We start from the raw sequence: 16,799 nt of genomic DNA on the forward strand, positions 1-16,799 counted from the left end.
TTATGCTTTTTGCAAAAAAAAACATCAGGCGGTTTTAAAATCCGCGTTTTTCAAGCCAAGCATTTAAAATTGTATTAAATTCTTCAGGGTGTTCCATCATAGCGGCATGTCCACACTTATCAATCCAATGCAATTCAGAATCTGGTAACAGTTCATGAAATTCTTCAGCAACCTCAGGTGGCGTCACGGTATCATTCTTTCCCCAGATAATGCAAATCGGAGTTTCCATCTTAGGTAAATCCTTAGCCATATTATGTCTAATGGCGCTTTTTGCAATCGCTAAAGTTTTTATTAGTTTGTTTCTGTCGTTAACCGTTTCGTAAACTTCATCTACAATTTCTTTTGTTGCAACTGCCGGATCGTAAAAAACATCTTGGGCTTTCTTTTTTATAACTTCGTAATCACTACGTTTAGTGTAACCACCTCCCATAGCGCTTTCGTAAAGCCCTGAGCTCCCTGTAATAATAAGGGCTCTTACTTTTTTAGGATTTAGTTTTGTGTAGTATAAGCCAATATGTCCACCAAGAGAATTTCCTAATAAAATAACATCATTTAAGCCTTTAAACTCAATAAAAGCTTTTAAGTAATTGGCAAAGCTTTTTACGTTAGTTTTTATTAAAGACATGGTGTAAATAGGTAGTTCTGGAATAATAACCTTATAGCCTTTTGAGCTAAAGTGTTTAGTCACAGCATCAAAATTACTGAGCCCACCCATTAATCCATGCAACACGATAATTGGTGTGCCTTCGCCTACTTCAATATATCTATAATCCTTTTCTTTTTTTAAAAGGTGTGTCATTTGCAAGTTAGTGCTTATGTGTTAAAAACAAATATAACCAAATCCTTTAGAATATAAATATTATCAATAAAATATCAATTTTTTTTATCTGAGAACTTCTAGGTTAACGATGTTAATAATTCCCACTTTGAAAATTATAGTACGCAAGTCGAATTTACTGGCTTTAAAATAATTTGAATGTATTTCAAATCAAAACTTATCAACAAATGTGGTAGAATGTGGTAAAAAGTGGTGATTTTTTCAATATCTTTGAATATTAATCGTTAAAGTGGTAAACGAAACCTTTTGAATTCATTTATAGGAACATACGAATGTAAAGCTGATGCCAAAGGAAGGCTAATGATACCTGCTGTGCTAAAAAAACAGTTGTCATCGGCCTTACAAGATGGTTTTGTTTTAAAGCGCGCTGTATTTCAGCCGTGTTTAGAATTGTATCCGATGTCTGAATGGAATAAAATGATGGAGAAAATAAATAAGCTCAATCGTTTTAAGAAAAAGAACAATGATTTTATTAGACGTTTTACTGCTGGAGTTAAAATGGTAGAAGTGGATAGTGCTGGGCGATTATTAATTCCGAAAGATTTAATCGGTTTTTCTGGTATTACTAAAGCGGTGGTTTTGGCCTCTGCAGTAAATATTCTTGAAATCTGGGATAAAGATAAATACGAACAAGCTATTGATGATGCGGCTTCAGATTTTGCTGATTTGGCCGAAGAAGTCATGGGACAAGAGGAAGATGACAATGGATTATCATAATGCAGTATTACTAAAAGAAACCGTTGATGGTTTAGCTATTAAGCCAGATGGAGTATACGTCGATGTTACGTTTGGTGGTGGTGGTCATAGTAGAGAAATTTTGTCTAGGTTAGGACCTAACGGAAAATTGTATGCTTTTGATCAGGATAAAGATGCTTTAGCAAATGCAATTGATGATGATCGTTTTGTGTTGATTAATGAGAACTTTAGATTCATAAAACGGTTTTTAAGATTTTATGGTGCTAAAGAGGTTGATGGTGTTTTGGCAGATTTCGGAGTGTCGTCGCATCAGTTTGATGTTGCAGAACGTGGTTTTTCTACGCGTTTTGAAGCGGATTTAGATATGCGAATGAATCAAGATAGTAAGTTGTCTGCTTTTGAAGTTGTTAATAATTATGATGAAGAGCAGTTAAGAACGGTCTTGTTTCAATACGGTGAATTGCGACAAGCGCCAGCAATGGCAAGAGTCATTGTTGAAGAACGTAAGCAAGCAGAAATAAAAACAAGCGAACAATTAAAGGCAGTTTTAAAACCGTTTTTAAATCATCAAAAAGAGAATAAGGTTTTAGCGCAAATCTATCAAGCAATTCGTATTGAAGTGAATCAAGAAATTGAAGTGTTAAAAGAATTGTTGCTTCAGACCCCTGAAATCTTAAAAAAAGATGGTCGTTTGAGTTTTATCTCATACCATTCTTTAGAGGATAGATTGGTGAAACGTTTTATTAGAAATGGACTGTTTGAAGGAGAACCTGAAAGAGATGTGTTTGGGAATTTTGAAGTGCCTTTAAAAAAAGTGGGAGGTTTAATTGTGCCTTCCAAAGAAGAAATAAAACAAAACAATAGAGCTAGAAGTGCGAAACTGAGGATTGCTAAAAAAATATGAAAAAAAACATATACGGCATATTAAAAGGGAGGTTTCTAATCAGTGATGATTCGTTTAAAAATTGGCGTATCATCATTTTTATTTCATTTCTAGCAATCATAATGATTGCAAGTTCGCATAGTGCGGATCAAAAAGTATATGAAATCGCAAAGTTAACTAATGAAGTAAAAGAGTTGCGTTCGGCATTTGTAGATAAAAGAGGAAAGCTTATGCAGCTTAAAAAAGAATCTTTTGTAGAAGCCGAAATGAAAGATAAAGGAATTGGGATTTCCTTAAACCCACCAACAAAAATAATAGTAAAATCACAAAAGCAAGAACGATAAGCTTTGGCAATAACAGAAAAAAACATATTGAACAGATTGTACTTTGTAGCAGGCTGCATGTTTGTCTTTGCCTTGGCAGTGGTGTTTAAGTTGGTTAGTATTCAGTTTGTTCAAGGTGATGAGTATAGGGCTCTTGCCGAAAAGAATACAACTAGAGATTTTCCAATCCCTGCAAATCGTGGAAATGTGTATTCTGCAGACGGAAGTTTGTTGGCTACTTCAATACCTAAGTATGATATTAGAATTGATGCTATTCAAGCTAAAGACGCAACATTTGAAAAGTATATCAATGCTTTGGCTGATTCGCTTCATGTTTATAAAGGGAAGCCAGCATCTTATTATAAGAATATTATTAGAAAAGCAAGAAAAAATAAGAACAGATATTTCCTTTTAGCACGAAATATTAGTTACTCTGATTATATCCGAATGCGCAATTTTCCTTTGCTAAATCTAGGAGCAATTAAAGGTGGTTTAATTGTAGAGCAAACAACAAGACGTGAGCATCCAATGGGAGGTGTAGCCGAGCGTACAATTGGCTATGAAAGAACAGATGAGAATGGAGATGTTACAAGGCCAGGAATCGATGGTGCTTTTGGGGTGAAGTACTTGCAAGGAACAAATGGTAAGCAGCTCAAACAAAAAATAGGTAATGGGCAATGGAAACCCATAAGAGATGGTAATGAAATTGAGCCAAAAGACGGCTATGATGTTTATACCACTATAGATGTTAATATTCAGGATATAGCACACCATTCTTTGTTGAAGCAATTAGAGCTTTATGAAGCAGATCATGGTTGTGTGGTGGTAATGGATGTTAAGACTGGCGAGATAAAAGCAATTTCTAACTTAGGAAGAAATAAAAAAGGTAAGTATTACGAGCGTTTAAATTATGCAGTTGGAGAAAGTCATGAGCCTGGTTCTACATTTAAAGTCATGGCGGTAATGGCAGCTTTAGAGGATAAGGTAATTGATACAGCAACAGTTGTTGATACCAAAAAAGGACGAAAATCTTTTTATGGTAGAGTGATTACTGATTCTGGAAGTGGGTTTGGTGAGATTTCAGTGGCAAGAGCTTTGGAGGTGTCTTCAAACATAGGAATGGCAACGATTATAGATGATCATTATTCAAAACAACCAGAGAAATTTTTAAATAGATTGAGCTCGTGGAAGCTTGATAAAACTCTAGGTGTAGCAATAATTGGAGAAGGAAAACCAGATATTCCTAAACCTGGTGCTTCAAATTGGAGTAGAAATGCTTTGCCATCTATGGCTTATGGTTATAATTTAAGAATGACACCGCTTCAAACCTTAGCTTTTTATAATGCAATTGCAAACGGTGGTGAGTTGTTGAAGCCTCGTTTTTTGAAGTCTGTAAAGTCTTTTGATAAAAATATTGAAGTGTTTGATAAGGAAGTGCTTGTTGGTAAAATATGCTCTGATAAGACTTTAAATGAAATTCAAGACATATTAAAGAATGTTATGATTCGTGGTACAGGTAGGCGAATGTATTCTGAAACCTTTTCTATGGCAGGAAAAACAGGAACAGCAAGAATAGACTATGCAAATTACGAAAAGTGGAAAAAAGACAAAAAATATGTGTCGTCTTTTGCCGGTTACTTTCCAGCTGACAATCCAAAATATTCTTGCATTGTAGTTATTCATCAACCAAGTACCAAAGTGGGATATTATGGTGCTGATGTATCTGGTCCAGTATTCAAAAGAATTGCTCAAAAAATTTACACAGATACGCCAATTGTAGATGAAATTGAAACGCTCAATTTTGAAGATAATTTGGCTAATGAAGAGTTCGAAAGTTATTTTGAAAATGCGCGAAAATATAAGGAGTTAATGCCAAGCGTAATTGGAATGCCAGCAATGGATGCTATCGCATTATTAGAAAATTTGCAAGTTGATGTGAAAATAAAATTAACAGGAAGTGGCATTGTTAAAAAGCAGTCTGTAGAGAAACATCAAAAATTACAAACCAATCAAACTATTGTTTTAGTAGCATCATGATGGTATTAAAAGACATATTATATAAGGTTACAATTAATGCTGTCGTAGGTAGTACAGGTATTACTGTGGGTAAAATTGAGTTCGATTCGCGTCAGATTCAAACCAATGATGTTTTTGTGGCAATTTCAGGAGTGGTTACAGATGGTCATAAGTATATTGAAAAAGCAATTAAGGATGGTGCGACAGCTATAGTTTGTGAGTCGCTTCCAGAGCAGCTTCATGATGGGATTACTTATATTGAAGTCGCAAGTTCTAATGAAGCTTTAGCATATATGGCTAATAACTTTTATGGGCAGCCTTCTGAGAATTTAAAATTAATTGGAGTTACAGGTACAAACGGAAAAACAACCGTTTCGAGTTTGTTGTATCAATTATTTAAAAAAGCAGGTTATAAAGTTGGTTTGTTGTCTACGGTAAAAATTATGGTAGATAATACGAGCTATAAAGCTACACATACCACACCAGATTCATTAACCATCAATAAGTATTTAAAAATGATGAATGCTGAAGGTGTAGAGTTTTGCTTTATGGAAGTGAGTTCGCATGGTATTCATCAGAGCAGAACAGCGGGTTTAAGGTTTGAAGGTGGCATTTTTACAAATCTGTCTCACGACCATTTAGATTATCATGATACGTTTGCTGAGTATAGAGATGTTAAGAAAAAGTTCTTTGATCAATTGCCAAAAGAGGCCTTTGCTTTATCTAATATAGACGATAAAAATGGCTTGGTTATGTTTCAAAATACGCAAGCCAAAAAATACACCTATGCTTTAAAAAATTATGCAGATTACAGAGCGCAGATTTTAGAAAGTGAATTTAGTGGTTTGTTGTTAAAGGTTAATGATAGTGAATTATGGACGCGTCTAATAGGCAGTTTTAACGCTTATAATATTCTTGCAATTTATGGTGCAGCTGAATTATTAGGCTTAGAAAAAGATGAGATTTTAAGGCTTATCAGTGAGCTCGAAAACGTAGCTGGACGCTTTCAGTATTTTATTTCAGGAAAACAAGTGACTGCGATTGTAGATTATGCGCATACGCCAGATGCTTTAAAAAACGTATTGGAAACTATTAATGACATCAGAACTAAAAATGAAGAACTGATTACAGTTGTGGGTTGTGGAGGAAATAGAGATAAAACAAAACGACCAAAAATGGCGCATATCGCTTCGGCTTTAAGTACAAAAGTGATTTTTACAAGCGATAATCCACGTAATGAAGTGCCTGAAACCATTATTGAAGATATGGAAAAAGGGGTTGAACCTCAAAATTTCAAAAAAACATTGGCTATAACAGATAGAAGGCAAGCCATTAAAACAGCTTGTCAAATGGCAGGGCCAAAAGATATAATCCTAATTGCAGGAAAAGGACATGAGAATTACCAAGAAATTAAAGGTGAACGCTTTGATTTTGATGATTATAAAATTGTTCAAGAGTATTTAAAACAATTACAAGAGTAGCTTATTCTGCAGGACATCAAAAAAAACTTGCAAGCACTAAAAAAAAAGTAGAAAACAAACAATAATAAAGAATGCTGTATTACCTATTCGAATATCTAGAAGAACAGTTCCAATTGCCTGGCGCATCGCTGTTTGGGTTTATAACCTTTAGAGCTGCTGTGGCAATCATATTGTCATTGTTAATTTCTACGATATATGGTAAGCGTATTATTAAGTTTTTACAGAAACAACAAGTAGGAGAAACGATTCGAGATTTAGGATTAGAAGGTCAAGTAGAAAAGGCAGGAACTCCAACAATGGGCGGGATTATCATAATACTAGCCACGCTTATTCCTGTATTGCTACTAGCGAAGCTTGAAAATATTTACATCATTCTGCTAATTATTACAACACTTTGGATGGGAACCATTGGATTTATTGATGATTACATTAAAAAATTCAAAAATGATAAGGAAGGTTTAAAAGGGAAATTTAAAGTATTGGGTCAAGTAGGATTGGGAATTATAGTTGGAGCAACATTGTTTTTTCATAATGATGTCACTATAAAAGAAAAATTACCAATTCAACAGCAGAATGAATTAAGGGCTGAAAACCCAGATGTACAAGCATCAAAATTATTTAAGCCTGAAGAGAAGTCAACCAAGACAACGATTCCTTTTGTAAAAGATAACGAGTTTGATTACTCTGATTTAATTACTTGGATAAGTCCAGATTTAGAAAAATATGCATGGATAGTTTTTATTTTGGTCAGTATTTTCATCATCACCGCAGTGTCAAATGGAGCTAATCTCACAGATGGCATTGATGGTCTTGCAGCAGGAACATCGGCCATAATTGTGTTAACCTTAGGCATTTTTGCTTGGGTGTCAAGTAATATCGTTTTTTCAGAATACTTAGATATAATGTATATCCCAAGAGCAGAGGAAATAACTATTTATATCGCTGCATTTGTTGGTGCTTTAGTTGGTTTTTTGTGGTACAATACTTATCCAGCTCAAGTTTTTATGGGAGATACAGGAAGCTTAACCATTGGTGGAATTATAGCTGTAATAGCTATTGCTGTTAGAAAAGAATGGTTAATTCCAGTGTTGTGTGGAATATTTCTAGCAGAAAACTTATCGGTTGTTTTACAGGTGAGTTATTTCAAGTACACACGAAAAAAGTTTGGAGAAGGACGACGCATTTTTAAAATGTCGCCTTTGCATCACCATTATCAGAAGTCTGGCTATCATGAGAGTAAAATTGTAACCCGTTTTTGGATTGTTGGAATTCTGCTAGCTATTATAACTATAGTAACCTTGAAAATTAGATAATGAAAAGGCTGGTAATTCTTGGTGGAGGTGAAAGTGGAGTAGGAACAGCGCTTTTAGGAAAAGCAAAAGGATACGACGTATTTGTATCAGATAAAGGAAAGATTAAAGAAAAATATAAAGACGTTCTTTTAAATAATGAGATTGAATTTGAAGATGAACAGCATACGGAATCAAAAATTCTGAATGCAGACATCGTTATGAAAAGTCCTGGTATTCCAGATAAAGTGGCTTTGGTGAAACAAATTCGTGAAGCAGGAATTGCAGTGGTTTCTGAAATTGAATTTGCTTCCAAATTTACGGATGCGACTTTAGTTGCAATTACAGGAAGTAATGGCAAAACCACAACGGCAACCTTAACACATCACTTGTTAAAACAAGAATTAGATGTTGGGTTAGCTGGGAATATAGGTGATAGTTTCGCGAAGCAAATTTTAGAAAAAAATCATGATAACTATGTATTGGAGATTAGTAGTTTTCAATTGGATGATATCATAAGTTTTAAACCAAAAATTGCGGTTTTAACCAATATTACACCAGATCATTTAGATAGATACGATTATAAGTTTGAAAATTATATCGCTTCAAAATTTAGAGTGGTAGAGAATCAAACAGAAGACGATTATTTCATATATGATGCTGATGATGAGGTTATTTCAGACTATATGAAAACGCATCAAATTCGATCAAAAAAATTGCCTTTTTCATTAACAAAAGTTATTGAGCAAGGTGCGTATTTAGACAACAATAAGATAATAATAACAATAGATAATAATAAAATCATTATGCCAACAAAGAATTTAGCATTAGAAGGAAAGCACAACGTGAAGAATGCAATGGCAGCTTCTACTGTGGCACATTTACTTAAAATTAGAAAACAAACTATACGAGAAAGTTTGGAGAATTTTCAAGGTGTTGAGCATCGTTTAGAGCATGTATTAAAAATTAATAAAGTGCAATACATTAATGACTCAAAAGCAACAAATGTAAATGCTACTTATTTTGCTCTAGAAAGTATGGATGCCCCAACGGTTTGGATTGTTGGAGGTGTTGATAAAGGCAATGAATATAGAGAGTTGTTTCCTTTTGTAAACGAAAAAGTTAAAGCTATTGTTTGTTTAGGAGTAGATAATTCAAAGCTTATAGAGTCATTCGGAAAAATGGTTGATGTAATTATTGAAACGCAATACATGAGTGAAGCGGTAAAAATAGCATATAAGCTTGCTCAAGCTGGAGATAATGTGTTGTTATCACCTGCATGTGCTAGTTTCGATTTATTTGAAAACTATGAAGATAGAGGACGTCAATTTAAAAATGCCGTTCGAAATTTATAAATGAGATATTAGAGATGAATTAGGGACTCATCTATAAAAGGTTAAGCATGCAAAACATATTTAAACAAATAAAAGGAGATAAAGCCATTTGGGCAATAGTCGCGCTATTGGCTATATTTTCGTTTATGCCTGTTTATAGTGCTGCGAGTAATTTGGCAAACATTGGAAATACAAATACATTTTCATTGCTTGTAAAGCACTTTATGCACTTGCTTTTAGGTTTTGTAATTATGTTTGGGGTTCATAAAATACCATATAAATACTTTCGTGGGTTATCTATGGTTATGATTCCCATTGTGTTTGTACTGTTGCTTGTTACTATGTTGCAAGGGACAACCATTGATGGTGCAAATGCGAGTCGCTGGATTCAGATTCCTATTGTGAATATGTCTTTTCAAACTTCAACGTTGGCAGCTGTTGTTTTGATGGTTTATGTGGCAAGATATTTGTCAAAAATAAAAGATAAAGAAGTCAGTTTTAAGGAATCGTTGTTGCCGCTTTGGGGACCGGTTTTTCTAGTCTTAATTTTAATTTTACCTGCCAATTTTTCTACAACAGCAATCATTTTTACAATGATAATGATGCTGGCATTTATTGGTGGTTATCCAATAAAGTATCTTTTAATTATTGTAGGGACAGGCTTATTAGCTCTTACAATGTTTGTTCTAGTAGCTAAAGCATTTCCAGATGCGATGCCAAATAGAGTAGATACATGGATGAGTAGAATTGAAAATTTTACTAATGATGGAGATACCGAAGCTGATTATCAGATTGAAAAAGCAAAAATTGCTATTGCTACTGGTGAAATTAAAGGTTTAGGGCCAGGAAAAAGTATTCAGAAGAATTTCTTACCTCAGTCTTCTTCAGATTTTATTTTTGCCATAATTATAGAGGAATATGGCCTTATAGGTGGAGTGTTTATACTGATTTTGTATTTATGGTTCTTGTTTAGAGTAGTGGTGGTGAGCCATAAATCGGATACCATATTTGGAAGGTTATTAGTTTTAGGTGTTGGTTTGCCAATTGTATTTCAAGCCTTAATAAATATGGCAGTTGCTGTTGAGTTATTTCCGGTGACTGGCCAGACCTTGCCCTTAATTAGTAGTGGAGGAACATCTATTTGGATGACATGCTTGTCCATAGGAATTATTTTAAGTGTTAGTGCTAAACGTGAAGAATTAAAGGAGAAAGAAGATGCAGAAGATAATCCATTAGCCATATTAAGCGAAGCAATTTAAATGAAAAAATAAAAGAGAGTTAAGAGTTAAGAAAAAAATGAATTTAGAGTAATTTGAATTGAGTTATTGTCTCCTTGAGGGGATTTTAAGTCTGTTTTTTACTAAAGTTAAAACGTTGGAATTTTAAAGATTGAAAAATAATAAGACATATCGATTTATCCTATCAGGCGGAGGAACAGGAGGGCATATTTATCCTGCGGTTGCGATTGCAGACGAGTTAAAGTCGCGCTATCCTGATGCCGAGTTCCTGTTTGTTGGTGCTTCTGATCGAATGGAAATGGATAAGGTGCCACAAGCCGGTTATAAAATTGAAGGCTTATGGATTTCTGGGATCCAACGTAAATTAACATTGAAGAATTTAGCATTCCCGTTTAAACTATTAAGCAGTTTGCTGCGTTCAAGAAAAATTGTAAATGCGTTTAAGCCAGATGCAGTTATTGGAACTGGAGGTTTTGCTAGTGGTCCATTGTTGCAGGTGGCTTCGTCAAAAGGTATACCAAGTTTAATTCAGGAACAGAATTCATTCCCAGGAATTACAAATAAGTTGCTGGCAAAAAAAGTGAATACCATTTGTGTGGCTTATGAAGGTTTAGAAAAATTCTTTCCAAAAGCTAAAATTAGGTTGACCGGAAACCCAATTAGAAAAGATTTGTTACATGTAAAAGATAAGCATATTGAAGGTAAAGATGTCTTTAAGTTAACGCACAATAAGCAAACACTTTTAGTTTTGGGTGGGAGTTTAGGTGCAAGACGGGTCAATCAGCTTATAGAAGAAAATATCAAGTTTTTTGAGGCACAAGATATTCAAGTAATATGGCAATGTGGAAAACTGTATTACGACCAGTACAAGCAGTATAACGAATTAGAGCATGTACAAGTTCATGCGTTTTTAAATCAGATGGATTTGGCTTATGCCGCTGCAGATGTTATTATTTCTAGAGCAGGTGCTATTTCGGTTTCGGAATTATGTATTGTTGGTAAGCCAGTGGTTTTTATACCATCGCCAAATGTAGCAGAAGATCATCAAACTAAAAATGCAAAATCAGTTGCAGATAAAAATGCCGCTATTTTAATACGAGAAAAAGATTTGAATACTGATTTTCAAAACGAATTTTCAGAATTAATTTCTAATAAAAATAAACAAAGCGAATTAAGTAAAAATATAGAAGCCTTAGCATTGGTAAATGCAACAAATGCTATTGTTGATGAAGTTGAAAAATTATTAAAAAAGTAAATGAATTTCGGTAAAGTAAATAACGTCTATTTTATTGGTGTCGGAGGTATCGGAATGAGTGCTATTGCGCGTTATTTTGTGGCCAATGGTAAGCAAGTGTCAGGTTATGATAAAACACCTACTGAAATTACAAATTCGCTTGAGGAGATAGGTGTTACTATTCACTTTGAAGATGATATTAAAGCTGTTTCAGAGGTCTTTTTAAATCCTGAAAACACACTTGTAGTATATACGCCTGCAATTCCTAAAAATCATTCAGAATTTAACTATTTTAAAGATAATGGTTTTAATGTTTTAAAACGTTCTGCAGTTTTAGGTGAAATTACCAAACAAACCGTTTGTCTTGCTGTTGCGGGAACACATGGTAAAACAACTACAACAAGTATTTTAGGGCATTTGTTACATGTGTGTAATGTGCCTGTTACGGCATTTTTGGGTGGAATAAGTGAGAATTATAATTCCAATTTAATTATTAACGGAACAGAAGTTACAGTTGTGGAGGCCGATGAGTTTGATCGTTCGTTTTTAACCTTGTCACCAGATTTGGCCTGCATAACATCAATGGATGCAGATCATTTGGATATTTATGGAAATGCAGAAGCGCTAGTAAGCACCTTTAAGGAATTTTCAGAGTGTATAAAGCCAAACGGAAAATTGTTTATTAAAAATGGTTTGCCGTTAAAAGGGATTACTTACGGAATTGAAGACGATTCTGATTATTGTGCTCAAAATATCTCTATAGCAAACGGGAGTTATGTTTTTGACGTTAAGACACCAAGTGGGATTTATAAAAATTTCAAGTTTAGCCTGCCAGGCAGACACAACTTATCTAATGCAATAATTGCATTGGCTATGGCTGCAGAATATGGTTGCTCTTATGAAGAACTCGCTAAAGGTTTAGAAACTTACCAAGGTGTAAAGCGCAGGTTTACGTATCAGATTAAAACAGATGATTTTGTGTTTATAGATGATTACGCGCATCATCCTGAAGAAATTAATGCAGTACATCAAGCCGTAAGGGAAATGTATCCAGATAAAAAGGTATTGGCCATTTTTCAACCGCATTTGTTTAGTAGAACAAAAGATTTTGTAGATGGATTTGCAGAAAGTCTTTCAAAATTCGATGAATTATTGCTGTTAGATATCTATCCAGCAAGAGAATTACCTATAGAAGGAGTAACGTCTAAATGGCTTCTAGATAAGATCGAAAATTCGAATAAAAAATTAATTCAAAAGACAGAAATAATTAATGAAATTAAAAAATCTGAAGCTCAAATCGTTTTAACAATTGGAGCTGGAGATATTGGAGTTGAAGTTAAACATATAAAAGAAGCTTTCTATGTTTAAAATAAATTATAACTACATAAAAATCATTGGTTTAATAGTTTTGGTGAGTTTTCTGTTTGCCTTTTCTAATCTAAGAAATAAAACTAGAAAAGTAAGCGAGCCTAACATCACATTCTTAGGAGAAAACAAATTATTTATAACAGATGCGAATGTTAGTAAATTGTTAATAGTAAATCAGGAACCTGTTTCGGAGCAACCTAAAGAAATTATAGATTTGAATAAATTAGAATCTGCCCTGAAATCTAATCCAATGATAAAGCAAGCGGAAGTGTTTATGTCAGTAAACGGTGCACTTTCGGCTGAAATTGAACAGAAACGACCTATTGCAAGAGTGCACACAAATGCGTCATATTATATCGATGATGAAGGTGGTTATATGCCTTTGTCTTATAATTATGCAGCAAGGGTACCACTCGTTACCGGTAATATTGAGAAAAATAAGCTCGAAACAGTCTTTCAATTTGCAAAAACTGTAGATGAAGATGATTTCTTAAAGAAACATATCATTGAGATTCGTCAAAATGACGATAATACTATTGATTTTAAAATTAGAAAATGTGATTTTACGGTTCATGTAGGAACTTTAAAACAACTCAAAAAAAAGATGAATAATTTTAAGGCTTTTTATCAAAAAGCTTTAAAAGACCAAGTTTTAGATCATTATTCAAAAGTGAATTTAAAGTTTGATAAACAAGTTATTTGCACCAAAAAGTAAATTATGGACAAGCAAAACATTTCGGTAGGCCTAGATATAGGAACCACAAAAATTGTGGCCATGATTGGTCGCAAAAACGAGTATGATAAAGTAGAAATCTTAGGCTTAGGTAAAGCCAAAAGTATGGGTGTGCATCGTGGTGTGGTAAATAATATCACCCAAACCATTCAGTCTATTCAACAAGCCGTTCAAGAAGCTGAGGCTGCTGCTGGTGAAAAAATTGAAGATGTTACCGTTGGTATTGCAGGTCAGCATATACGTAGTTTGCAACATAGCGATTACATTACGCGCCCAAATTCTGATATGGTTATTGATGAAGAGGATATTGATCGCTTAATCAATCAGGTTCACAAATTAGTAATGCTTCCTGGCGAAGAAATTATTCATGTCTTACCACAAGAGTTTAAAATTGATGGTCAGGCCGAAATAACAGAGCCAATAGGAATGTATGGTGGACGTTTGGAAGCCAATTTTCATGTGGTCGTTGGTCAGGTATCATCGATTAGAAATGTTGGTCGTTGTATACAAAGTGCAGGCTTAAATTTAGAAGGTATTACGCTAGAGCCTTTAGCTTCGGCAAATGCTGTTTTAAGCAGAGAAGAAAAAGAAGCTGGTGTTGCGTTAATTGACATAGGAGGAGGAACAACAGATTTGGCTGTATTTAAAGATGGTATTATCCGTCACACTGCAGTTATACCTTTTGGAGGAAATGTAATTACTGAAGATATAAAAGAAGGCTGTTCAATTATAGAAAAACAAGCTGAACTTTTAAAAGTGAAATTTGGATCGGCATGGCCAGGAGAAAACAAGGATAATGAAATTGTTTCTATTCCTGGATTAAGAGGAAGAGAACCAAAAGAAATTACATTAAAAAACTTGTCTAAAATTATCCACGCTAGAGTCGTAGAAATTATAGAGCAAGTTTATGTCGAAATAAAAAATTACGGTCACGAAGAGCAAAAGAAAAAACTAATTGGTGGTATTGTTTTAACAGGAGGTGGAGCGCAGCTCAAACACTTAAAGCAATTGGTAGAGTATATCACAGGCATGGATACTAGAATAGGCTATCCTAATGAACATTTAGCTGGTGATAGTGACGAAGATATAGCAAGTCCATTATTTGCAACAGCAGTTGGTTTAGTTATGGATGGCTTAAAGCGTCAAGAACGTAAAAAAGTAGAAGCAATTGAAGAAGAAATGATTGCGGCTGTAGAAGAAGAACAAATGCAAGAACCAGAAATGGATGTTGTAGTAGAAGAACCAAAAAAAGAGCGTCGTTCATTTTTAGATAAGTTAACTGAGCGTGTAAAGGATTTTTTGGACAATGCGGAATAATACGCAATAACAAATTATCTAAATAGAATTAAAAATAGAATTGAAAACCCATAATCATAATTAAAATGAGTAATAGCAACGAATTTGGAAACATTTCATTTGATTTGCCAAAGCACCAATCAAACGTTATCAAAGTAATTGGTGTCGGTGGAGGTGGAAGTAACGCCATCAATCACATGTTTCAGCAAGGTATTAAAGGAGTCGATTTTGTAATCTGTAATACAGATTCTCAAGCACTTCAAAATAGTGGTGTTCCAAACAAAATACAATTAGGAGTTGCCTTAACAGAAGGTTTAGGAGCAGGTGCCAATCCAGATGTTGGAGAAGAAGCAGCAATAGAAAGTCTAGAAGACATTCGCAGAATGTTAGATACCAATACAAAAATGGTATTTATAACTGCAGGAATGGGTGGCGGAACAGGAACAGGTGCTGCACCAATCATTGCTAAAATGGCTAAAGAACTCGATATCTTAACGGTTGGAATTGTAACTATGCCATTTCAGTTTGAAGGTAAAATGCGTAATGCACAAGCCCAACGTGGTATAGAAAAATTGCGTTCTCATGTAGACTCATTAGTTGTGATTAACAACAACAAACTTCGTGAAGTATACGGAAATCTTGGGTTTAAAGCAGGTTTCTCTAAAGCAGATGAAGTATTATCAACAGCATCTCGAGGTATTGCAGAAGTTATAACACATCACTACACTCAGAATATTGATTTACGTGATGCTAAAACCGTGTTAAGTAATAGTGGTACAGCGATTATGGGATCTGCTACAGCTTCTGGTCAAACCAGAGCACAAGAAGCTATTATGAGTGCTTTAGACTCTCCATTACTTAACGATAATAAAATTACAGGTGCTAAAAACGTATTGTTGCTAATCGTTTCTGGATCTCAAGAAATTACTATCGATGAAATCGGAGAAATAAATGATCATATTCAAACTGAAGCTGGATTTGGAGCCAATATTATTATGGGTGTTGGTGAAGATGAAGCGTTACAAGAATCTATTTCTGTAACTATTATTGCTACAGGATTTGATTTGGATCAGCAGAATGAAATTTCTAATACGGAAACTAAGAAAGTTATTCATGCTTTAGGTGAAACAACAGAAACAAGTACACAAGAAAAAGAGCCTGCGATTATTACACCAGATATCGTTTTAGAAAAAGAAAAAGAGACACCAATTGTTCGTCACACTTTGCTTGAAGAAGAAGTCGAAGAAGAGGTAAAGAAAGAGCCAAAAGCTGAAGAAAACAATGGAACAGACTTAATCGCTACAACAGATTTATTGAAAAATATGAATGTGGTTTATGATGAAGTTTTAGATAAAAAACCAGAAGCTACAATTGAGCCTGAAGATTTTGTGATTACTCCAATTGTAAATAAAGCGGAAGTAATTGAAGAACCAAAAGAAGAGCAAATCACTTTTTCTTTTGATTTACCATTGGCAAATAAAGCAGAGGAAAAAGATGAAGAGCCTAAAGCTAAGGAAGAAAAAATGTTCTTTAGTTTAGAGGAAGAAGTTAAGGATATAGATGTTAATGCACCTGTAGAAATTATCTCAGTAACAGAGGTTAATGAGCAAGGTGAAAAACGTTATGCATTAGATGATTTTGAAACATTTCATTCCTCTATAAATACTAAAAAGGAAAAAACAGAAGTAAAAGAAGAAATTGTTTTTGAAAAGAAAACAATTCCTATGGATGAAACAGCAGAAGTTAGAGAAGAAGAGATTGATCCAATGAACAGTCCTATCTCTGAGTTGCTTATTGCTCGTGCAGATGAACGTAGAAGAAAAATGAAAGATTTCAATTATAAATTTAATGATGCTAAAATAAACGAAATCGAAAAAGTACCTGCTTACAAAAGACAAGGTGTTAACCTTGAAGATGCACAGCACTCTTCTGAGATTAAAGCTTCTAGAATGTCTGTTGGAACCGATGAGAATGACGATATTCAATTAAGAAGTAACAATTCATTTTTACACGATAACGTAGATTAGTAGCAAGTTTAATTTATTGTGTTAAAGCACTTAAGTCAAGCCC

14 protein-coding genes are annotated in these 16,799 nt (G+C 34.2%); 13 read left to right on the top strand and 1 reads right to left on the bottom strand.

Features of this window, described 5'->3' with window-relative positions; all coding sequences use genetic code 11:
• Window positions 1-34 precede the first annotated feature (34 nt).
• Window positions 35-799, bottom strand: coding sequence for an alpha/beta fold hydrolase (locus tag VDP25_RS13505; protein WP_334470635.1), 765 nt, complete (start codon window positions 797-799; stop codon window positions 35-37).
• A gap of 285 nt (window positions 800-1,084) precedes the next feature.
• Here VDP25_RS13505 and mraZ point away from each other — a divergent pair, with 285 nt between their 5' ends.
• From mraZ to ftsZ, 13 genes are all read left to right on the top strand, one after another.
• Window positions 1,085-1,555, top strand: coding sequence for a division/cell wall cluster transcriptional repressor MraZ (mraZ, locus tag VDP25_RS13510; protein ID WP_334470637.1), 471 nt, complete (start codon window positions 1,085-1,087; stop codon window positions 1,553-1,555).
• Window positions 1,542-2,438 (top strand): 16S rRNA (cytosine(1402)-N(4))-methyltransferase RsmH, encoded by an 897-nt coding sequence (gene rsmH / locus VDP25_RS13515; RefSeq protein WP_334470639.1) that lies wholly within the window; start codon window positions 1,542-1,544, stop codon window positions 2,436-2,438. Before mraZ ends, rsmH begins: the two co-directional genes overlap by 14 nt.
• Window positions 2,435-2,761 (top strand): FtsL-like putative cell division protein, encoded by a 327-nt coding sequence (locus VDP25_RS13520; protein ID WP_334470641.1) that lies wholly within the window; start codon window positions 2,435-2,437, stop codon window positions 2,759-2,761. The genes rsmH and VDP25_RS13520 overlap by 4 nt, the downstream gene beginning before the upstream one ends.
• Before the next feature lie 57 nt (window positions 2,762-2,818).
• Complete coding sequence (locus VDP25_RS13525) at window positions 2,819-4,777, top strand: penicillin-binding protein (RefSeq protein ID WP_334470781.1); 1,959 nt, start codon at window positions 2,819-2,821, stop codon at window positions 4,775-4,777.
• Complete coding sequence (locus VDP25_RS13530) at window positions 4,774-6,237, top strand: UDP-N-acetylmuramoyl-L-alanyl-D-glutamate--2,6-diaminopimelate ligase (protein WP_334470642.1); 1,464 nt, start codon at window positions 4,774-4,776, stop codon at window positions 6,235-6,237. Before VDP25_RS13525 ends, VDP25_RS13530 begins: the two co-directional genes overlap by 4 nt.
• Before the next feature lie 71 nt (window positions 6,238-6,308).
• On the top strand, window positions 6,309-7,550 hold the full coding sequence (gene mraY, locus VDP25_RS13535; RefSeq protein WP_215927253.1) for a phospho-N-acetylmuramoyl-pentapeptide-transferase: 1,242 nt from the start codon (window positions 6,309-6,311) through the stop codon (window positions 7,548-7,550).
• Window positions 7,550-8,881, top strand: coding sequence for a UDP-N-acetylmuramoyl-L-alanine--D-glutamate ligase (gene murD, locus VDP25_RS13540; RefSeq protein WP_334470644.1), 1,332 nt, complete (start codon window positions 7,550-7,552; stop codon window positions 8,879-8,881). Before mraY ends, murD begins: the two co-directional genes overlap by 1 nt.
• 47 nt (window positions 8,882-8,928) lie before the next feature.
• A complete protein-coding gene (locus VDP25_RS13545) occupies window positions 8,929-10,119 on the top strand; it encodes an FtsW/RodA/SpoVE family cell cycle protein (protein WP_215927257.1) in 1,191 nt (396 codons plus the stop codon).
• Window positions 10,120-10,249: 130 nt separating this feature from the next.
• Complete coding sequence (gene murG, locus VDP25_RS13550) at window positions 10,250-11,353, top strand: undecaprenyldiphospho-muramoylpentapeptide beta-N-acetylglucosaminyltransferase (RefSeq protein ID WP_334470646.1); 1,104 nt, start codon at window positions 10,250-10,252, stop codon at window positions 11,351-11,353.
• The gene (gene murC, locus VDP25_RS13555) at window positions 11,354-12,700 is read left to right on the top strand and encodes a UDP-N-acetylmuramate--L-alanine ligase (protein WP_334470648.1); all 1,347 of its coding nucleotides are present in this window, start codon (window positions 11,354-11,356) and stop codon (window positions 12,698-12,700) included.
• Window positions 12,693-13,415 (top strand): cell division protein FtsQ/DivIB, encoded by a 723-nt coding sequence (locus tag VDP25_RS13560; RefSeq protein ID WP_334470650.1) that lies wholly within the window; start codon window positions 12,693-12,695, stop codon window positions 13,413-13,415. The genes murC and VDP25_RS13560 overlap by 8 nt, the downstream gene beginning before the upstream one ends.
• Before the next feature lie 3 nt (window positions 13,416-13,418).
• Complete coding sequence (gene ftsA, locus VDP25_RS13565) at window positions 13,419-14,750, top strand: cell division protein FtsA (RefSeq protein ID WP_215927265.1); 1,332 nt, start codon at window positions 13,419-13,421, stop codon at window positions 14,748-14,750.
• 65 nt (window positions 14,751-14,815) lie between these two features.
• Complete coding sequence (gene ftsZ / locus VDP25_RS13570) at window positions 14,816-16,756, top strand: cell division protein FtsZ (RefSeq protein WP_334470652.1); 1,941 nt, start codon at window positions 14,816-14,818, stop codon at window positions 16,754-16,756.
• Window positions 16,757-16,799: the final 43 nt, after the last annotated feature.

Origin of the sequence: Winogradskyella sp. ECml5-4 (assembly GCF_036903175.1) — a bacterium.
In the GTDB taxonomy this organism is placed as follows: domain Bacteria; phylum Bacteroidota; class Bacteroidia; order Flavobacteriales; family Flavobacteriaceae; genus Winogradskyella; species Winogradskyella damuponensis.